Here is a 20,453-nt window from a genome sequence, read left to right as displayed (position 1 = left end):
AAGATAACTATTTAACATGTATACGGCAGGAGAAAATGAAAGGATTTGGAGAAACAATATTTAGAGAACCATCACTGAAGAGTGCCACTTATATAGAGATTTTTAGGTTTTTAACATTTTTATGTAAGGGAAGAACCATTTTTTTAAAAGAATTAGAATAGACGACCATTTTACAAGGCTATATGGGATTCAGATTTTCACATATATAATAGAAGAAACTATAAGAAAAATGATTTTATACATAATAAAAGCTGTGCTATTTAATCCTGTTAAAACCATTCTTGTATATGGGAGATCATTTATTCAGGCTGATGTAAGAATGGTTTTTAATATTGGATGATTTTATCCCATATTAACAGGAACAAATCATCCAACAACATTAAGATTCAAGTAACAAGCAGAAGGTAAGTTGGATTCATTACATGAAAAAGCATGATTGGTTCAATTAACCTCCAATAATAGATGAAGAAACTTGCATTGTGAAGATTCCCTTTATAAAGACATAGTGATGTAAAGCTGATTTTTCAGTGTTTGTATTTGAAATAGTTAAGCTCTTGTTTCTTTTGAATATCTTCCAATTTTGCGTTTGTATTTTGAAATAGAGTGTTCAATATCACATTTTATCTTGCACTAACACAGACAGCGAATGAGTCTTCCTCAACCTTTATAGCGAACGCCCCAGTAAAAAACGGAGCCCGCATCATCTTGAACAGTCAAACTCATATATAACAAGATAATGAGGAATATCAGTATATGAAGCTTTACTTTCTACTTTTTCATTTGATTATCCTTTGGTCGTTGTAAAAAGTCGTTGAACGGCTTCTTTAATTTCCTCTTCCTTCAAGCTTGCAAAGCCGATAATAAATCCGCGCTCATCATCGGGCTCTTTGATCTCATTTAAATAAAATCGTTTTAAATTGAAAAGCTGGATTTTCATTTTTCTGGCTCGGATGGCTATTTCCTCATAACTCCGTCGTGTTTTGATCCTAACAAGAAAATGTAAGCCGGCTGGAACATCGAATATGTCGATATGATTTTGGAAAGTTTGCTTAAGTTCTTTAAGTAGTCTTTTTCGTATCATCTCAAAATGATGGGCCATTCTATTCAAATGTTTTTGATAGTAGCCATCTTTAATGAAATAATGCAGCGTATATAAATTTAATGTATTACATGGGGGTAGTAGGTAGGCAAACCTTTTTCGATAAATCTCCAAAAGTTTAGGAGGGAGTACCATGTAGCTAATACGGATACCAGGAAATAAGGTTTTCGAAAAGGTGCCGGTATAAATTGTACGATGATTATGATCAAGACTCTGAAGAGAAGGGATATTGTTGGTGCCATATTTGAATTCGCTATCATAATCGTCCTCGATGATGTAACGTCCTTCTTTTTCGCTTGCCCAGTTTAATAATTCAAAGCGGCGGGATACAGGCATGATAATACCGGTAGGAAATTGATGTGACGGTGTTGTGTAAAGTAGACCAACGTTTTTGTTTTGAATAGCTTCGATACAAAAGCCACTATCGTCGAGTGGGATCGTATGGATTGTCCAGCCTTGTTGCTGAATCAATTCATAATAGCGAGCGTATCCGGGATTTTCTAATGCAATGGATTTATTGTCACAACATAATTCTAATAATTGCGAAATGAGTGCTTGGCTAGAAGAATGAATAATGATTTGTTCTGGTTCACAACGTACCCCTCGGTTAAATCCAATGTATTGTGCTAAAGTTTGGCGAACCTCAAAGGGACCCTGTCTATGTGACATGAAAGAAAGTTCATGCTGAAAAGTTCTTAACGCTTTTTGTTCACACTTTATCCACTCTTTGGATGGAAATAAGTCCATATTGGTACTCATATGTGATAGGGAAATGGCATTTAAGAAAGGTGCATGTGTTTCTTTCAAATGTTTAGGTAATGGTTTGATTTCTTCCTCATCTGCCACATAAGGTGTGATATTCTCCACAAAATAACCTTTTCGTTCTACACTGTAAATATAACCTTCAGCTAATAATTGATCCAAGGCAACAACAACAGAGTTTGTACTAACGCCTAATTGATCTGCTAATTGGCGCTTTGAGGGGAGCTTTTCTAGTGGCTTGTAGCTACCAGATAAAATTTGTTTTTTGATTTGTTGATAAATTTTTTTGTATTTATATTCTCGCTCTACATATTGTTTTTTTAACATTTACGATCTTCCTTTCTTTTCATCTGGTCCCTAAAAAAATCGAAAATTGGTTCTTTTTTTTTCATCATAAGCTGTTCATAATTTTCTGTAAATACAGGACAAGGGGGAATGAAAAGTGAAAGTTAAAACTAAAACAGAAAAATCACCGCATAAACAACAAGAATATGTCGTTTATGTAGTAAATAATGGGGGATCAAATTTTCTAAGAGAAACAAAGGGGTAACGCTCATTGAGGTTGAAGGTCATTGGTAATCGGTGATTAGATAAAATAATCATCTTGAGAAGAGTGTGGCTAGATGAGAAACTCGTTTTGCGATAGAATATCTCGTTTTTTAACTCAGCATATTTTTATCATAAAAAGGAGCTACCCAGAAAGTAAAAAACTTTTGAACTAGTCAATATACTTACGAAATGAGACTTTGTTACTTTGATGTTTTTGGACATTTACTGTTCAATATTTTTAATAAGTAGTTGAATTTCACCTGTTTTTATTCAGTAAGATATCTAAAATTAAAGTTTTCTAAATTTTCAATAAATAAAGGTGGTGGACTATGGAGTACTCAGCAGTAAGTTGTCCACTTCAAAACAAAAGGCATAAAAGCGAGAAATCAACTCCCTGTAAAAGTCTGAGTGGTTCAATTTATAAACTGTGCGAGAAGAAGAAAACCTCACTGGATGAATTTTCGCAATATTGCTATTTGGTGCAATGACAAGATGGGAGTATGAACAAAAACAGGAATGGAAGATTATACGGAGGTGGTTGTGAATGGAGCAAATAGAATTAGATAAATCGTTAAAAACAAGACATATTACGATGATTTCCATTGGTGGGATCATCGGTACAGGGTTATTCATTGGTACAGGTAAAAATATCATGTCAACTGGACCGGCAACGATTATTTCATATTTTTTGGCGTGTATGATTATTGTATTTATCATGCGCATGCTTGGTGAAATGGCAGCAACCAAACCGGAAAATGGTTCGTTTGCTGCCTATTCAGGTCGCTTTATTGGACCATGGGCAGGATTTACAGTGGGATGGTTATATTGGATAAGCTGGGTGTTCATTGTAGGCTTAGAGGCAGCAGTCATTGGTGGGATTTTTAATTCTTGGTTCCCGATGGTGCCAGTATGGGTAGGTAGTGTGGGGATCACAGTCATCTTAACGGGTTTAAACTTGTATTCTGTTAAGACATTTGGTGAGTTCGAGTATTGGCTAGCATTTATTAAAGTGAGTGCGATTATCCTATTCTTGATTGTCGGTGTGACAATGATTTTAGGTATTAATCCTAATTTCGAGTACAAAGGCTTAGGATTTATCTCAGATGCAGGTGGCTTTGCTCCGAAAGGGATACTACCCATTTTCACTGGGATTGTCTTTGTTATTTTCTCTATCTCTGGCGCTGAAGTAGCTGCAATCGCTGCAGGTGAATCTGAAAATCCGAAACGGAATATCATTCGGGCCATTAACAATGTGGTTTATCGTTTAGGTTTATTCTTCGTTGGTTCCGTATTAGTCATGATCATGATTATACCTTGGAATGATACGAAAGCATTAGCAGCGCCCTATGCGAATATTTTGAAAATGGCAGGTTTCCCGTTGGCAGGTGAAGTGATGCAATTTGTTATTTTTGTATCTCTGATCTCAGTTATGAACTCGGCTCTCTTTACAAGTTCCCGCATGCTTTTAGGGATGGCAGAAAAAGGTGATGCACCAGCTATATTTAAACATGTTTCCAAACGCAATGCACCAACTTGGGCGATTTTGGGTAGCACAATTGTTGCTTATATATGCGCGATCCTATACTTCTTATCTCCAGATGTCATTTTTTATTTCTTAGGAAATGCAGTAGGCGCATTAATGATCATTGTTTATATCTTTATCGCAATTGCTCATATTCGTTTCCGAAGAGAATATGAGCGTACACAAACAGAGCCATTAGCCATTAAAATGTGGTTGTTCCCTTACTTAACTTATTTGACAATTGCCGTACTTTTAGGGGTGTATGTTTGTCAAATATTTATTCCATCGTTACGGGCACAATTTTATCTAAGTACAGCATTTTTTATAATTACTGTCGCTGTATTCTTCTTTAAGGATAAAAAAATCAAGGCTTATCAATTGGGCAATCCCTATCAACATGCAGATGTGGATAATGGGACAAAGAGTCAAAATATGTGATCAAATAGGTCCCACATTCATTTGCGGAAGAGTAGGTCCACGATAAGTTGCAAGGAGCGGATCACATGCCTGTCAAAAAGTTGGTTGGACAACTAACATAGAGTGAAGATCAAGGAAACTGATGCTTTGTGTGAAGTTTTGCTATATCGAATGAATTTATCTGGTACCTAAAAAAATAAAAATTTGGTTCTTTTATTTTCACCAGATGGTGCCATAATTTTCTGTAAATACAAAACAAGGAGGAAATGAAAATGAAAGTAACGACTAAAACAGAGGAATTATTAGAAAAACGACAAAAATATGTTGTTCGCGCAGTAAGCAATGGGTCATTAAATTTTGCAAAAGAAGCAAAAGGAGCTACAATTATTGATATCGAAGGAAATGAATGGATTGACTTTGCGGCGGGGATTGGAATGATCAATGTAGGTCATAGTCATCCAAAAGTAGTAGAAGCTGTAAAAGCACAGGTGGATCGCATCATTCATCCTAGCTTCAATGTTGTCATGTATGAAAACTATGTAGAACTAGCAGAAAAGCTTTGTGAAGTTACACCAGGGACACATGATAAACAAGTCATTCTTCTTAACTCTGGTGCTGAAGCTGTAGAAAATGCTGTGAAAATTGCCCGTCGCTATACGAAAAAATCAGGCGTCGTAGCCTTCACACGTGGTTATCATGGTCGTACCAATTTAACAATGGCTATGACCAGTAAGGTGAAACCATACAAAGAAGGTTTTGGACCATTCGCTCCAGAAGTTTACAAAGCGCCATACCCTTATTTATATCAAAAACCAGCCGGTGAAACAGAAGGGGAATATGTAGATCGTATCATCGCAGAATTTAAGGACTTTTTCATCTCAACAGTGTCTCCTGAAATGGTTGCTTGTGTCGTAATGGAACCAGTACAAGGCGAAGGGGGTTTCATCATACCTCCGAAAAAATTTGTACAAGAGGTCGTGAAATTCTGTCATGAAAACAATATTGTTTTCATAGCGGATGAAATTCAAACAGGCTTTGGACGTACAGGTACATTATTTGCCATTGAACATTTTGATGTGGTGCCAGATTTAATCACTGTATCCAAATCATTAGCAGCGGGTATGCCACTATCCGGTGTCATTGGACGTAAAGAAATCATGGATGCTTCAGGACCAGGGGAATTAGGCGGTACTTACAGTGGTAGTCCAACAGCCAATGCAGCGGCGTTAGCGGTCATCGATATTATGAAAGAGGAAAAATTACCAGAGCGCGCTGAAATAGTTGGGCAAAAAATTGAAAATAAATTAAAAGAACTGCAAACAAAATATCCTGAAATCGGGAATATCCGTCGTTTAGGTGCGATGGTAGCGATGGAAATCGTCAAAGATCCAACGACACGGGAGGCAGATAAATACCGAGTAACAGATATTACTAGTTACGCAAATCAACATGGATTATTATTATTAACAGCTGGTATTAAAGGGAATGTGATTCGCTTTTTACCACCGCTCGTTATCACAGATGAAGAATTGGCAAAAGGCTTTGCTATTTTAGAAGACGCTTTTGCGAATAGCTAAGGAGGAAATCGGCAATGTCTACATTCGTAGTAACCAACCCGGCAACAGGTGAAAATTTACAAGAAGTAACTGTTTCAAGCAATGAGGAAGTTCTTGCTGCACTTAAAGCAGGTCATAGTGCTTTTAAAACATGGTCCAAAGTAAATGCACATAAACGTTCAACACTGTTATCCAAATGGGCCGATTTAGTGCGTGCACACCGCGATGAAATCGGTGAATTGATCACACGTGAAAATGGTAAGCCGCTTGCGGAAGGAATCGGGGAAGTTGATTATGCTGCAAGTTATATCGATTGGTACGCTGAAGAAGCAAAACGTGTTTATGGCCGTACGATCCCGGGACATCAAGAATCCAAACGTTTACTAGTGATTAAGCAACCGATAGGGCAGGTAGCAGCGATTACCCCTTGGAATTTCCCAGCAGCGATGATGACAAGAAAAGCTGCTCCGGCACTTGCAGCGGGCTGTACATTTATTGTGAAGCCAGCAGAGGAAACACCACTTACAACAATTCGTTTGATCGAATTGGCACATGAAGCAGGTATCCCAAAGGATGTTGTACAATGTGTCAATGGTGATGGACCTCGCATCGGCAAATTATTTACAGATAGTCCTTATGTACGCAAAATTACATTTACAGGATCAACGCCGGTCGGCAAGGAACTTTTGCGAAATTGCGCAGATACGATGAAACATGCGACGATGGAACTTGGCGGTCATGCACCGTTCATCGTTGCAGAGGATGCAGACCTTGACCTAGCTGTACAACAAGCTATTAACGCTAAATTCCGTAATGCCGGTCAAACCTGTGTTTGCCCGAATCGTCTACTTGTGCAAGATCGAGTGGTCGACGCGTTCACAGAAAAGTTTGTAGTAGCAGTGAAACAATTAAAATTAGGAAACGGGTTAGATGAGGGTGTAACAGTAGGCCCCATTATTAATAAAAAGGGATTCGATAAAATCGTTCATCAGTTGAAAGATGCTGTATCCAAAGGTGCAGATATTGCGTGTGGAAATGAATATGATTATGACGATGAAAAGGGATATTATTTTGTTCAACCAACAGTTATTACAGGTGTAAATGATACAATGAGAATCATGCAGGAAGAAACATTTGGACCTGTAGCACCTATTATACGGTTCCATACATTAGAGGAAGCAGTGGAGATTGCCAATAGCACACCATACGGTTTAGCAGCATATTTCTTTACAGAAAGCTACAAAACGGGCGTTTACTTAAGCGAAAATCTTGAATTCGGTATTGTAGGATGGAACGACGGTGCGCCATCTGGAGCGCATATCCCATTTGGCGGTATGAAGGAAAGCGGCATCGGACGTGAAGGTGGCTTGGAAGGAATCGAACCATACCTAGAAACAAAATATATTTCTACAAAAATATGATGAATAGACAAAGTTAAATTTTATCCCGCGTTAGGTAAAAGAGAGCGAATGACAAATATTATTTCGCTCCTTCATTTGCCATCTGAGATTAAACTGGGCTTTCAATTGATAGCTCACAGATGATATGGATATAACAAATGAATGCACATAAAGAAACTGGTCTTTAAAGTAGCAGCTATTAGTGAAGTACAAACGCTTTTTTATCGGTCTTCCAGAAATTAAGGTAACAAGTTAAACATAAAAGAAGGTACTCATTATTGGGGAACCTTCTTTTTTAATTCTCATTAGTTGCGAATAATACAGTTTTGGCTCCATTGACTTCCTTCAGAATTTGAAACCTTATGCCCATCTAACTCGTAGAAAAAACAAAAGAGTATTGAGAAGCCGGTACAATGCATAGCATTTTTCAATTAAAAGCAGAAAAGAGTGGATCTGATGGATAATAAAGCGTATATAGAGTTGTTACAGGAAAATTATGATAAAGTCGTTAATGGTTTAAGTTGGACGGTAGATAAACGAATTATTTTAATGCTTGCGAGCCACTATAGTGCAGCGGGAAAAACGTTTTCCTTTACATCCTTTGATGAAATCGTTAAAGAAATCAAGGGTCAAACAAGCTGGTTCTCAACTTTACGTACAAGTAGCAGTCTTCTTTATGGTGTAGCTATGCTACTAGATGGCAAAAAAGAGCCGCAGCAGGCAGTAACCGAATTGATCGAAAATGAAGAAATTCTTAAACAAGCGAAATTCAAACGTTCTGTATATAGCTATATTTCCGCCCTTTTCTTAACAGATGATTCCAAACAAAAACAAACACATGCTGAAAGTGCGAGAAAATTGTATACTGCTATTCGCAAACATCATCCTTTCCTTACATCCTATGAAGATATGCCATATTCTGTTTTATTAAGTAGTGAAGAGGATGAAAATTTAGAACATCGTGCACAAACGATGAATCGTTATTACACCGAATTACGAAAACATCATTTTGTGTTGGGGAATCAGTTGCAATGGCTTTCTCAAATTTTAACTTTTCCAAGTGCTGATTATGTGGAAAAAATGGTGCCTTATGTTGTTCAAATCCGAGATGAATTCGTACAAAGAAACGTTAAAGTGAAACAAGAGCATTACCCTCTATTCGGTTTTTTAGCTGTGGCAGGCGCAAAGACAGAGCATATCGACCAAATTGTAGCTCTTTACGAAGAGTTAACAGAAGTGAAAAGATTCCGTTGGTATAAAAGTATGGTGCTTCATATGGCTTTGCAAAAGGTTCTTCACGAATTTGCCCATTTAGACGATTCATTGGATATGAGTATGATCACCAATTTAGAAATGTTGATTCAAGCGGAGCAAGCGTTGGTGACGACTACGACCTTAGCAGCAGTGGCAGCTGCATCGAACACATCCGGTGAATAATAGAAGGGCAAGCCTTTAAGATTCAAGCTTTCCCGTGGAATCTGAATAAACTTCACTGAGTGGGCATCGGTGCAAATATTTCGAGGAGTCGCCGTTCTCACTCTGCAACGATCAAAATGACCCATCATTCAATTTTCGGATTTACAGATTCGACTGATAAAATAATCTCAAACCAATGATAAGGAAGTGTCTTAATGTTAAAAAAAATCTTCTTATTAGGAATGAATACTTTAGTAACTTTTACATTACTTGCCGCTTGTAGTAATGATGGAGGAGAAACAATAACTAGCAGTAAACCAACTGCTCAAGAAGTATTAAAAGAAGAACCAAATGCTGACATTATTCAAATCAATGGTACGATTTATAAAACAAATATTAAAAGAGTAGATGATCTTAAGGTTACGAAAGATAAAGAAATTACGATCATTCAAAAAACTTCAAAGAAAGACTTCGAAGATGGAACGGCCTCAAAATTACCAGTAAAAACAAAAATTTTTTCAACTAAAGAACAAAATGATGTAGTGATTGCAGAGATAAATGGAAAAATAAAAAAGTATATCGCCTTAGCAGAAGGATAAAAACAACCATTTTTCATTTTTTGAAATCTCAACTTTCGGCTATTAAAAAATTTAATGAACTTTAACTCGCTAAAAGCTTAAAACAATTGGATAATTTGACTTATAAATATTTTTATAAAATTATAATTCTTTTAGTTTATTTTTTATCCTTAATTTTCCATAAATTGATTCATTATAAGGAGCAATTTTTATAATTATCCTTCTCCCCTCATTTGAATTTCTAATAAATATCATTTTTTTACTTAGAAGAAAAGCACCTCCAAATCTTTTTTCTTACTTTCATTCACATTTTATTTAAAAGCTTTTTGGAAAATAAAGCTAGCCCAAATTAAAATAATCTTATCAAAGCATCAATTGAAATAGTTATTTTAAAATAATAATAACAAGGAATAGAATAACATTGTTGAGATTGCATTAACAGATAGAAGATCCTCGTATTAAGATTGAAGTAAACTTTCAACCCACTTTAAAATTTTTGTGAGAGGTTATTTCAAAAAAATCTATTCAATGTACCAAGAAAAAACAAATAATCTGTAGCAGAAATCACAGTATTATTTTGGACAAAATTGTATAATAATTATGCCCCATCTTTATATCAAAAACAGGTTCTAATGTTATTTTTAATTAAATTATTATTTTCAAATAATTAAATGAAAAGAAGTTATAAATGTGATATATGTGAAATTTTCGTGTGTATAATGTTACAATATTGTGAATTCCTTATAAACCCTTGAAAAGGATGTAATGATTTGTAAAAATGGAATGGTAATAATTTGATTGAATTGAAAGGAGGTGGAAAATGTGAAAAGTTATCAGAAGTTTTTTGCTTACCTACTATCTGCATCCGTTATATTTGCAATGCCAACGATGGCCCAGGCGGCTGAATCGGGAGATACAACTGGAGGATCGGCTTCTGATTCTTCACTCCAAGAAAACAATGCTTTAGAAGAAACGGCAATTGATCAAAATCTTAACGATTTCAATAATCTTGAAGATTCTAATAATCTTGATGAGCAGACTGCTGTAGAAGAAAATCAACAAGACTCAGAAACTAGTCAAGAAGCGACTTTAGTAACAACTGAATCTAGTGAAACAGCAAAAGAAAATGAGATTCAATCTAACAAAGATGAAGCGCTTTCAACAGCAATAGCTGAGTCTAATGAAACAGTAAAGGAAAATGAAGTTCAATCCAATAATAATGATGCAATAACTTCAGCTAGTGATATAAACGCTGAATCAAACCCGAAGATAGATGAACAAGAACTTGCTAACAAGCAATCTTCTAAAGAAGAGGGCGTATTAGTAGCCGCTAATCAACCAGAACAAGAATCCGTTGTTGTACAAAACGTCAGAAAACAATTACCACTTAGTATTCGGTTACTGGGAGATAGTAATTCCAGTCAATCTTCAAAAGGTTTAGCATCAAATTTATTAAGCATAGGATTGAATTTACCTGTTATAGGAAATATCAGTTTGAACCTTCTTTCAACATCAACAATCGTTTCTAAGACAGGTCATACTTATGTCGTACCTACTGGATTATTAGGTATTGGTATTACAAATTCATTATTATTAGGCAATTTAAATCTTGGCATTTTAGCAGGAAGTATACAAGATAATAACAACTTTCAAGGCGGAATTGTAACATTAGATACCGATAACTTATTGGGTAAAACACATTTGGGTATTATTGAAAACCATAAATCGACTACTAACGATGAACAAAGCTTTCGAACAGGTTTATTACTTGGGGATTTGAAAGATACACTACTTGGGGACGCCCATATCGGTGTTGCGGAATTAAATACCCATACAACTGCTGAAAGTAATTCTGTTCAATCTGGATTACTACTAGGAGATCTTCATAATTCTTTACTAGGAGATCAACATGTTGGTGTAGGAGAATACCGCCAAACGGAAACGGCTGACAGTAAAGAAACCACAGCAGGATTAATCCTTGTAGATTCAGAAAATACGCCAGTAGGAGATTATCATGTTGGTGTAGGGGAATATCATCAAACAGAAACAGCTGATGGTAAAGAAATCACAACAGGCCTAATTATCGTAGATTCAAAAGATTCATCAGATGGAGATGATCAAGCTGGTGAGGAAGAACCTGATCAATCCCAACCTGATGAAGAAAAACCTGATCAACCACAAGTTGATGATAGTTCTGATAAAAACGATGAAGGCGTAACGAATGATAATGGAAAAACAAGTGATTTACCTACTACTTCAACAGAACCAACTAACACTGTACCCCCAACTATAAATCCAGATGGCAATGATAAGTCAGAAAATGTTACAGAACCATTCCTTGACGGTCCAGATGCATCAGGTCAAAATGCATCAAGTCAAAATGCATCAAGTCAAGATTTAGTTGCAAGTACAAAAGATTTAAGTTCAGGTGTAAGTGAAAAAGTAGAAAATCAAAAAGAAAGCACGCTTGTTCAAACGATTAAAGAGTTGATCAAAGCTGGAAATAGCACAATATTAAATGAAGAAATTGCTGGATTGTATGATAAAGATGTACAAAATATATTCACAAAAGATAATCAAGCAAACAATTCTTTAGCTGTTACATCTTATTCAAGCACAACAGTTTCAAGCGGTGGCCCATCATCAGGACCTGGAGCCGCAAGTTCTTCCGTTTCTAACTCAGATTCTATACCAAGTTATCTTTCTTCTGAAAGATTTAATCTAGAGGTGGAAAATTATTTAGGTAGTTCCATTGTAAAAAAACTAGCAGATCAGTGGAAAGGCGATCCTTTAATAGAGCCGCCAAAATCTTCTTTCTTCTTAAGCGCATAAAAAAATATTAAGAAGAAGGAGATTTATAATGAAAAAGAATATTGTTGTAAATTCACTTAAAGGTATGGTTTATGCAAGTACTTTTGCGATTGGACTTTCAGTTTGGGGAGGAAATGCATTCGCTGAAGAATTAACAAAAGATACGACTAATGTAGAGGCACAACAAGTAGTATTAGATTCTGCTAAGACTATAGAAGTTTCAAAAGATACTGCATCAACAGCTGCTAAAACTAAAAGTAGTCTTACAAATAATTCTGAAGCAAATCTTTCAAACCAACAATTAGCAGGTAACAATAGTGAAACAAAGGCTAAGGAAGAAGTAGTAAAAGAGACTGTTTCAGATAAAACTGCTTCAAAGGAAACTGAAACAACACCAGCCGTTTCAAATACCGACAAAGAAGCAACTGTTTCAAAAGAAGCTGAAACAACACCAGCCGTTTCAGATGCTTCAAAAGAAACAACTGTTTCAAAACAAACTGAAACAGCACCAGTTGTTTCAAATGCCAAAAAAGAAACAACTGTTTCAGGCACAACTACTACTCCTAATCAAGAAACAAAAAGTAGTAATAAAGAAACAAAGTTTTCACTTATTGATATTCAACTAGGAGGAAGTCTATTAAAACCAATTCTTGGTGATGTAGACATTAATGTTTTAGGTGGTAAAAAAACTGAAAATGCTACAGGTTCAGATTTTTCAGGTGGATTAGCACAAGTAGACATTAATGATTCTGGTCTTTTAGGCGATGTCCATGCAGGTGTTATAGAAGGAAAACATAAAAAAACTGCAGACAGTGAGTATACTTATGGAGCTCTTGTCGATGCAGATGTTTCCAATCAAATTCTTGGTGATGTTCATGCAGGAGTTGTAGAAGGGGAAGTATCAAAGACAAAAGAAGCTACTACTATTCATAGTGGTTTGGTAATTGTTGACACAAACGATACACCTATTTTAGGCGATCTTCATGCAGGCGTTGGTGAATTTGAAAAGGTTATAACAAATGAAGTAACAAACCCAGGAACGGATGATCCAACAAACCCAGGAACAGATGATCCAACAAATCCAGGAACAGATGATCCAACAAATCCAGGAACAGATGATCCAACAAACCCAGGAACGGATGATCCAACGAATCCAGGAACAGATGATCCAACGAATCCAGGAACAGATGATCCAACAAATCCAGGAACAGATGATCCAACAAACCCAGGAACAGATGATCCAACGAATCCGGGAACAGATGATCCAACGAATCCGGGAACAGATGATCCAACGAATCCAGGAACAGATGATCCAACAAATCCAGGAACGGATGATCCAACAAATCCAGGAACGGATGATCCAACAAATCCGGGTACTGACGAACCAACAAACCCAGATGGAACGAATTCAGACAAACCAGATACAACAAATCATTCAGATAATGTAACAGATTCTAATAATGACAACGCAACAACAAACAATCATCAAAAAGATGTAACAACTGTAGCTAAAAACATCACAAATGGTGCATTAAACGCATTACCAACAACTGGTTCATTCTTCAGCTCAACAATGCTTTTTTTCATGGCTATTATGATGTTATTCTCAGGGGTTGCTATTAGAAAATATAGATTTGAATAAGTCATAAACGTAAGACTAACTAATCTAAAAACAAACAATTCTATTCAAGTTTTAGTTTTAAAAAAAGGGGGACTGATCACCCTCCTTTTTTTTATCTCGCGTTAAAGACAGTAAGACCCCCAACACAAAGATTGGAGAGAAAGAGAGCTGGGGATTAGTTGCTCGTATGCGCCCGATAGGTTCGGACCAACATGATGTTGGTCACTCAGGTGTTGCCATAGGACTCGGCGTTTTTAACCTAAGTTCTTCTATTTCAGTGAAGGATAGTCCCACGCGGATGGAAGCTTCACTTTATCTCATATGAGCGGCCGTGCTGACTGATATTTTTCACAAACGTTCAAATGGCAAAATGTTTTTTCTGTATATTTGACCTGTTGTTGATTTTTCCAAGAATGGATGAAGTAAATAGAGCGTATGAATCCTTCAAGAAGAAAATCATCAAGAAAAAAACAAATAGTGAGTTTACTAATAAGGAAACGTCCAATAAGCTATTTCACGAACAACATCATGAAACTTATGAAAAGAGAAAAGGTATCGAGGAGGAAATAGGATGAAAAAATTAAGCAGCATACTCATTTTTTTAGGATTGGCTCTAATTATTTTTGTTGCGTATACAAAAATTCAAACGTATATGGAACAAAAAAAATTAGTAGAAGAGTTCAATGCGTTAACATTTCCTAAAGAAACGGAACAACAAGCAAAAGCGGCAAAATCGAAGCCAAAAGATGGAGAAACACTTGGCATTTTAAAAATTTCCAAAATTGATTTAAAAACTCCTGTTGTAGAAGGTGCCACACAAGATGATATTAGATATGCTGTTGGACATCTACCATCAAGTGGCTCAGTAGATGATTTAGGAAAAGACAATCAAAACTTTGCAATTGCGGGGCATCGTTCTTACACATATGGTCAATTTTTTAATCGACTAGATGAATTGAAAAAGGGAAATAAAATTATTTTAAATACGAAAGAGAGAAAATTTACATATAAAGTTTTTAAAAAGAAAATTATTAAACCAACAGATGTGGAAGTGGTTAAACCCATCAAAGGCAAATCTATCATCACGCTTATCACATGTCATCCCAAGAATTCAAATAAACAAAGATTAGTTATATTTGCAGAGTTAGCGGCCGATTAATCTTCTTTCAATTTTCCAAATGCCAATCACCTATGAATCTGGTGTATGATGTAACTGGATTCCCATGACTAGAAGGAGTTTTAAAATGAATGGCACAAGCATTGAGATAAAAAAACAACAAGTTGAAAATGCGGCGATTTATAAATTATCGCCTTTTAAAGCATTATCGGATGAGCAAATGAGGCTGAAGGAAAAAATAATTACTTTTTGTAAGGAAAATGTGAAAAATAGCACACCTACTGTACTTGTGATCCATGGAGATGCAGGAACGGGAAAGAGTGTATTGTTAAATGCCGTGTTTTATGAACTTCAAACGCTATCTAGAAATAAGGTAGATGATCCTCTTTATCATACAAATAATCGTTTTATCGTGAATCATCCGGAAATGTTAAAGCTTTATAAGAATATTTCAGAGGACTTACCGTATTTTAGAAAAAAAGATTTTGAACGACCTACATCATTTATCAATCAAATGCATAAGCAAGGGGAAACGGCAGATATTGTATTGATCGATGAGGCGCATCTTCTCCTCACCAAAAGTGATAAATATAATCGATTTTATCAGGAGAATCATTTAGAAGAGATGATCAAACTTAGTAAGGTTGTTATCATCGTTTTTGATGAAAAACAAATGTTAAAAATGAAAAGTTATTGGGACAAGCAGAAGCTATTTGAAATTATCGATCAATATCCAAATACGTCTTTTCATCTTACCAATCAATTTCGGATAAAGGCGGATCAAGATGTTATCGAGTGGATCGAACAATTTGTGCAAAAAAGGATACTTCCTCTGCCCCAAAAACAAGACTTTGATTTTCAAATTTTTGATGATCCAGTAAAAATGTATCGGACAATAAAAGAGAGAAATGCAACACATCAGCTTTCCAGAATAGTTGCTACATATGATTATCCATATAAATTAGATGGAAAAGATTATTTTGTTCAAGAGAAAAATTTTAAGCTGCGGTGGGATCGTTATCAGCCAAATGCTAAATATGCTTGGGCTGAAAGAGCGGATACTATTGATGAAGTCGGTTCCGTTTATACAGTCCAAGGATTTGACTTGAATTATGTGGGCGTGATTTTAGGCCCATCGGTTTCTTATGATGAAGAACATGATCAAATTAGGATTAATAGTGACAAATATGAGGATCAAGCGGCTTTTATTCTCAGAAAAGATGTTAAAAATCCTGAAGCGATAAAGGAGCAAATCATTTTAAACTCTATCAATGTCCTTATGACGCGAGGAGTCCATGGCTTATATATCTATCCAAGCGATGCAACATTACGAAAAAAATTGCTATCTTTATCCCGCATTAACGGGCAGTAAGATCCCCATCAAGGTTTAGCGAGAAACGAGAAAGATGGATGGGGGATTAACTGCCCGTAAAAGTCCGATTGGAGGCTTATTATATCAATTGAAGATTTCATTAAGAGATACAAATAATCATGGAGCTACAAAAAATGACATATAACTGCACCGTTGGAAAAGGATATTATAAAATTAATTAGATATTTTGAAGAAAGTATTAGACTATCTTTTTAAGATTTTTTTGACTATAGATTACAGATATATTATTCCGTAATTACTCTTTATACCAATTTTCAATCAATTGCGGGTTTAATACTTTTTTCTAAAAAGTTATCCCAAAGTGAATGAATCCAATTCTTCTCTCTTAGTAAGAATATTTATAAACTTCATCTTTATTCAAAAGTACCTATCAAGAAGCGATGATGGATTAACTTTAGAGAAATGTTAGCTGAATTCTCTGGAAGGATAAAGGAAAAGACGGGATGTATTATAAAAAGACTATCTGTTAAAGTAGATGGTCCTTTAAGAGATAGAAATCTGTTGTTGTGCAGAGTCATAAACGATTTTTCCATCATCTAATTTAATGATTCGATCGCATTTTTGTGCAATTTCCATATCATGAGTGACGATAATAATTGTTTTTCCTTCCTTATTTATTTGCATTAGGAGATTTAGAATCTCTTCACCAGTCGTTCGATCTAAATTTCCAGTTGGTTCATCTGCTAATATTAATTCGGGTTCGCCTACTAATGCTCTTGCGATGGCGACTCTCTGTTGCTGACCACCAGATAGTTCATCAGGAGTTTTATACATTTGCTCTTTTAAGCCTACTTTTTCAAGATATACTTGCGCTTTCTTTACTTGCTCTTTATGGCTTGATTTTCGATAGGTTAATGGCAATATGACGTTATCAAGGACTGTATATTCTTTAAGTAAAGCAAAATATTGAAAAATAAATCCAATCATTTGGTTTCTAGTTTTATGAATTTTATTTTTTCGGATTTCCTTTAAAGATTTTCCATGTAAAAAATATTCACCTTCAGTAGGAATATCAACTAATCCTAAAATATTTAATAATGTGCTTTTTCCAGAGCCGGAACGTCCTATGATCGAAACCATTTCCCCTTGTTTAATGTTTAAATTGATCCCATCCAAAGCAAAAGTTTGAATGTTTTTATGATAATAGATTTTTTTTAAATCTTTTACATCAATAAGTTCCATCATTCCATTCCTCCAATCAAGGATTTTGGTTCCAACTTTTTGAAAAATATAAATATAACAAAATTTGAAATTAAAATAATAATAAATAAAAACATAAATACTAGAAATAATATAGGCATATTAAATTTAAAATCTAGTACACTTACTACATTCAAGTCATGTGATATTTTTAATAATTTTTGGTACTTCCATATAAAATAGAAAAGTGATAGGATTGTCCCAGCAATGCCAATGAGTAAATTCTCTAAAAAGATTTGATAAAATAGACCAGATTTGCTTTCCCCAAGAACTAATTTGATCCCAAATTCCCTCTTTCTTATGATGATGGAAAGGATGGTGGTCATGACAATCCCAGTCACTGAGAAGAAAATAAAACATGCGCCTAATAAGATTTGAGGAATTTCAGAATAGGTACTATCAGTAATGTTTTGATGGATATCTTGACCTAAATTTTTCAAATACATCTTCAAGGTATCACCTTTTAGTTGGACCAATTGATTTAATGCATCTATGTCTGCATTTGGACGCAGTTTTAAAACGGTAGATTGATGAAATCTTAAAAACATATTGCCATAATCATTGTATATATCTTGTGACATAGGAATGATTGCCGCTTTGTCTAATTTTAAATAAGTATTTGTTGAATTATTATTGACAATATACTTATCCTTCGGTAAAAATCCAATAATTGTATACTGGTTATTAATGACATCACCTAAACGAAAATATTTTTTAAAATAGGGACCTACTAAAATATTTATTTTCCCATTTCTTTTAGAGGTAAAGCTTTTTTTCGAGAAATTCTTTCCTTCCTCTACCTGTAGATTTAAAAGCCGATTGTAATTTTCATCTATGACAATCGCATTAATTTCCGGCTGATTGAGGCCAAAGATTGTTGTTGTCAAATCGGCAAGCATTTTTTTATTCAGTGTTCTTGTACTTGTACTGATGGGAATCTTATCTTCATAATAGGTGCCATATGAAATGACATCTTTATGTTTTTGAATCTTATCGTATATTTGGTTAAGTTGATCCCTATTAAATTTTTCCTCAAAGGTTTTAATAGTTGGATCATAAGAAGTTAGTAGATAAGTACTGGATAGATCTAATAATGAATGATTGTGCAAAGAAAAAAAGTTATAAAAAATATTGATAGATCCAGTTATTATGGATAACCCAAATGTAAATTGTATTAAAAGCAGTAGTGAAATAAACCATCTATTTTTTAATGCTTTCAAAGCGTTTATTGTTCTCATTTTCTGTTACTCCTTTAACGCTTTAGCAGGTTCAATTTTCATAATAAAACTAAATGGCATAATGGAAGTAATAAATGAAATAACCAATGAAATCAATATACTCAAAGTAAAATGCAGAGGGCTTAGACTGATGTTATAACTTGTAGAATTGAGTATATGGTTGTTGAACTTACTTAGTAGCCATTGTATAAAGAGTGAAAAGATAGCTGCTAGCACGGTACATATGAATAATTGACTATAAATAAATGAAAATAAGTTTAAATTACTTGCTCCTAAAGCTTTTCTTAAAGAGATTTCTTTTTTCTTCAGATAAATCCAAAAATAACTGACAATCATGCAATTGATCAGAGCGATTACAAAAAGTTTATAAGGATAACTAAGTACTTCTGTAACTCCTCCTCTAGTGTTTTTTTCTTTTTTGTAATTGTTTTTTTCATTGACAATTTTTAAATTTACTAATTTATTTTGTTGTTTAATCTGTGAAACAAAATGGTCGATTTCTTTAGTAGGATCTTGATTTGATCGGACAATAATTTGAAGGGCATTTTGTCTGCTGATCTCTTCTGTAATTTGAGCAGGTAAATGATTGAGAGAGAAAAAAAGTTTATAGTTATATTCATCTCCTGTACTTTTTCCAGAGATTCCATTGATATGATATTTTTTGTTAAATACTTTTAATGTACCAACATGGTCACTAATTTTTTTTCCTACAATAATATTCGCAGACGTGTTAGGTGTTAATTTTTCACCTGAAATTAGAGGAGGAGACCAATTATTATAATTCAAAAGCCCAACAATTGTAACTAATCCTATTTCGGGAACGGTCAAACTCATATCACCTGTAATTACACTAGAGTTGGCAAAATTAGATTCTGCTATTTCCTGGATGCTATGTAAATCAAAATGATCTATTTTCGTCATATGAATAGAATAATAATAATGAAAAAAACCATTTTTGGAGTCATAAAATCGATCATCATAATAGCTTTTGGTCGAGAGAGCAATCAGAATGGGGATAATCGTTAATAAGAATCCTAAAAAAAGCAGAGTAAATATTTTTTTGCTTACGAATATACTTTTTACTATATGCCTCATATTGTCCTCCAGTTATTAGAAGCGTGAATAAGGTTGAAAAACCTTATCCACGATTTTTACTAAACATTAATGGATATCCATAACTTTGTGTACATTTCCAGATTCGCCCTTCATAACCCACTCATGGTCTGAAGATCCACTACTTATTGCACCTTTAGTTGTAAAATTTACATAAGCAGTATCTGTGCTGCTTGCAGGATTCTTTGTTTTATGTCTAGACGATCCATCATTTGTTCTTGCAGCAACTGTTATTTTGTAATTAGCCGATTCGTTTTTCTGACTCGTATAGGCATATACATTCGCCTTTCCTCCTGAACCAGTGTAAGTTGCGTCGGAATCCCATGCAATGGAGGCGTGTGAAACAGTAGCCAAAGAACCAACTATGCTAGCTGCCACTCCAAGTGATAAGATTGATTTTATTAATCGATTTTTCATAAAATATCATTGCTCCTTTTTAATATTTCGTTAATTAGTTAAGTACTGCTAAGTTTAACTTCTCATATTTTTTTCTTATAAGTCTATATTTTTCCACATTATTTACATATAATTTACAAAAAGTTATAAAAGAAATTCTATTAAGGTGATTTTCCAACAAATTTTATATTTCAACTGTGAAAGGATTAATAAATAGGATTTTTGTTATAAGCATTTATATAGTTAAGTAAGAAGGTGGAAAACA

General features: G+C 34.7%; 15 protein-coding genes. 10 read left to right on the top strand and 5 right to left on the bottom strand.

The genetic code is table 11. The features are described 5' to 3' along the window. Window positions 1–784 precede the first annotated feature (784 nt). Window positions 785–2,188, bottom strand: a complete 1,404-nt coding sequence (gene gabR, locus FEZ13_RS16860) for a MocR-like transcriptional regulator GabR (protein WP_146553636.1) — start codon at window positions 2,186–2,188, stop codon at window positions 785–787. A gap of 766 nt (window positions 2,189–2,954) precedes the next feature. Between gabR and FEZ13_RS16855 the strand changes: the two genes are divergently transcribed. The 10 genes from FEZ13_RS16855 to FEZ13_RS16815 all read left to right on the top strand — a co-directional run bounded on the left by FEZ13_RS16855 (window position 2,955) and on the right by FEZ13_RS16815 (window position 16,220). Then, window positions 2,955–4,370, top strand: coding sequence for an amino acid permease (locus tag FEZ13_RS16855; protein ID WP_146553635.1), 1,416 nt, complete (start codon window positions 2,955–2,957; stop codon window positions 4,368–4,370). 245 nt (window positions 4,371–4,615) lie between these two features. Then, on the top strand, window positions 4,616–5,926 hold the full coding sequence (gene gabT, locus FEZ13_RS16850; protein ID WP_370467723.1) for a 4-aminobutyrate--2-oxoglutarate transaminase: 1,311 nt from the start codon (window positions 4,616–4,618) through the stop codon (window positions 5,924–5,926). 14 nt (window positions 5,927–5,940) lie between these two features. Then, window positions 5,941–7,326 carry an NAD-dependent succinate-semialdehyde dehydrogenase gene (locus tag FEZ13_RS16845; protein WP_146553633.1) on the top strand — a complete coding sequence of 462 codons (1,386 nt, stop codon included), beginning with the start codon at window positions 5,941–5,943 and terminating at the stop codon, window positions 7,324–7,326. 435 nt (window positions 7,327–7,761) lie between these two features. Continuing rightward, on the top strand, window positions 7,762–8,742 hold the full coding sequence (locus tag FEZ13_RS16840) for a DUF4003 family protein (protein WP_146553632.1): 981 nt from the start codon (window positions 7,762–7,764) through the stop codon (window positions 8,740–8,742). A 194-nt stretch (window positions 8,743–8,936) separates the two neighbouring features. Continuing rightward, window positions 8,937–9,320, top strand: coding sequence for a hypothetical protein (locus FEZ13_RS16835; protein ID WP_146553631.1), 384 nt, complete (start codon window positions 8,937–8,939; stop codon window positions 9,318–9,320). A gap of 801 nt (window positions 9,321–10,121) precedes the next feature. After that, complete coding sequence (locus FEZ13_RS16830; RefSeq protein WP_146553630.1) at window positions 10,122–12,131, top strand: ICP22 family protein; 2,010 nt, start codon at window positions 10,122–10,124, stop codon at window positions 12,129–12,131. A gap of 28 nt (window positions 12,132–12,159) precedes the next feature. After that, window positions 12,160–13,752, top strand: a complete 1,593-nt coding sequence (locus tag FEZ13_RS20335; RefSeq protein WP_186725964.1) for a hypothetical protein — start codon at window positions 12,160–12,162, stop codon at window positions 13,750–13,752. A gap of 166 nt (window positions 13,753–13,918) precedes the next feature. Next, complete coding sequence (locus FEZ13_RS19710; RefSeq protein WP_186725963.1) at window positions 13,919–14,056, top strand: hypothetical protein; 138 nt, start codon at window positions 13,919–13,921, stop codon at window positions 14,054–14,056. Window positions 14,057–14,302: 246 nt separating this feature from the next. Then, window positions 14,303–14,890 (top strand): class D sortase, encoded by a 588-nt coding sequence (locus FEZ13_RS16820; protein ID WP_146553629.1) that lies wholly within the window; start codon window positions 14,303–14,305, stop codon window positions 14,888–14,890. Window positions 14,891–14,975: 85 nt separating this feature from the next. Further along, entirely contained in the window at window positions 14,976–16,220 is a 1,245-nt protein-coding gene (locus FEZ13_RS16815; protein ID WP_146553628.1) for a DUF2075 domain-containing protein, read from the top strand. 504 nt (window positions 16,221–16,724) lie between these two features. Here FEZ13_RS16815 and FEZ13_RS16810 read toward each other — a convergent pair. From FEZ13_RS16810 to FEZ13_RS16795, 4 genes are all read right to left on the bottom strand, one after another. Next, a complete protein-coding gene (locus FEZ13_RS16810) occupies window positions 16,725–17,423 on the bottom strand; it encodes an ABC transporter ATP-binding protein (RefSeq protein ID WP_146553657.1) in 699 nt (232 codons plus the stop codon). Then, the gene (locus tag FEZ13_RS16805) at window positions 17,423–18,679 is read right to left on the bottom strand and encodes an ABC transporter permease (RefSeq protein WP_146553627.1); all 1,257 of its coding nucleotides are present in this window, start codon (window positions 18,677–18,679) and stop codon (window positions 17,423–17,425) included. Before FEZ13_RS16805 ends, FEZ13_RS16810 begins: the two co-directional genes overlap by 1 nt. Window positions 18,680–18,685: 6 nt before the next feature. Continuing rightward, window positions 18,686–19,774: an ABC transporter permease gene (locus FEZ13_RS16800; protein WP_146553626.1), complete on the bottom strand. Its 1,089-nt coding sequence runs from the start codon at window positions 19,772–19,774 to the stop codon at window positions 18,686–18,688. Between the two features lie 66 nt (window positions 19,775–19,840). Further along, window positions 19,841–20,209 (bottom strand): hypothetical protein, encoded by a 369-nt coding sequence (locus FEZ13_RS16795; protein WP_146553625.1) that lies wholly within the window; start codon window positions 20,207–20,209, stop codon window positions 19,841–19,843. Window positions 20,210–20,453: the final 244 nt, after the last annotated feature.

This window comes from Rummeliibacillus sp. SL167, from assembly GCF_007896505.1.
In the GTDB taxonomy this organism is placed as follows: Bacteria; Bacillota; Bacilli; order Bacillales_A; family Planococcaceae; genus Rummeliibacillus; species Rummeliibacillus suwonensis.
The sequence above is the reverse complement of the archived record's forward strand: the minus strand, read 5'-3'. Positions and strand labels throughout refer to the sequence as shown.

What these genes read in the sequence shown, in the direction of transcription:
- gabT (WP_370467723.1), top strand. Translation starts at nt 4,616, where the DNA reads ATGAAAATGAAAGTAACGACTAAAACAGAGGAATTATTAGAAAAACGA.
- FEZ13_RS16820 (WP_146553629.1), top strand. Translation starts at nt 14,303, where the DNA reads ATGAAAAAATTAAGCAGCATACTCATTTTTTTAGGATTGGCTCTAATT.
- FEZ13_RS16835 (WP_146553631.1), top strand. Translation starts at nt 8,937, where the DNA reads ATGTTAAAAAAAATCTTCTTATTAGGAATGAATACTTTAGTAACTTTT.
- FEZ13_RS16815 (WP_146553628.1), top strand. Translation starts at nt 14,976, where the DNA reads ATGAATGGCACAAGCATTGAGATAAAAAAACAACAAGTTGAAAATGCG.
- FEZ13_RS16805 (WP_146553627.1), bottom strand. Translation starts at nt 18,679, where the DNA reads ATGAGAACAATAAACGCTTTGAAAGCATTAAAAAATAGATGGTTTATT.
- gabR (WP_146553636.1), bottom strand. Translation starts at nt 2,188, where the DNA reads ATGTTAAAAAAACAATATGTAGAGCGAGAATATAAATACAAAAAAATT.
- FEZ13_RS16800 (WP_146553626.1), bottom strand. Translation starts at nt 19,774, where the DNA reads ATGAGGCATATAGTAAAAAGTATATTCGTAAGCAAAAAAATATTTACT.
- FEZ13_RS19710 (WP_186725963.1), top strand. Translation starts at nt 13,919, where the DNA reads ATGCGCCCGATAGGTTCGGACCAACATGATGTTGGTCACTCAGGTGTT.
- FEZ13_RS16845 (WP_146553633.1), top strand. Translation starts at nt 5,941, where the DNA reads ATGTCTACATTCGTAGTAACCAACCCGGCAACAGGTGAAAATTTACAA.
- FEZ13_RS16810 (WP_146553657.1), bottom strand. Translation starts at nt 17,423, where the DNA reads ATGGAACTTATTGATGTAAAAGATTTAAAAAAAATCTATTATCATAAA.
- FEZ13_RS16840 (WP_146553632.1), top strand. Translation starts at nt 7,762, where the DNA reads ATGGATAATAAAGCGTATATAGAGTTGTTACAGGAAAATTATGATAAA.
- FEZ13_RS16795 (WP_146553625.1), bottom strand. Translation starts at nt 20,209, where the DNA reads ATGAAAAATCGATTAATAAAATCAATCTTATCACTTGGAGTGGCAGCT.
- FEZ13_RS16855 (WP_146553635.1), top strand. Translation starts at nt 2,955, where the DNA reads ATGGAGCAAATAGAATTAGATAAATCGTTAAAAACAAGACATATTACG.
- FEZ13_RS20335 (WP_186725964.1), top strand. Translation starts at nt 12,160, where the DNA reads ATGAAAAAGAATATTGTTGTAAATTCACTTAAAGGTATGGTTTATGCA.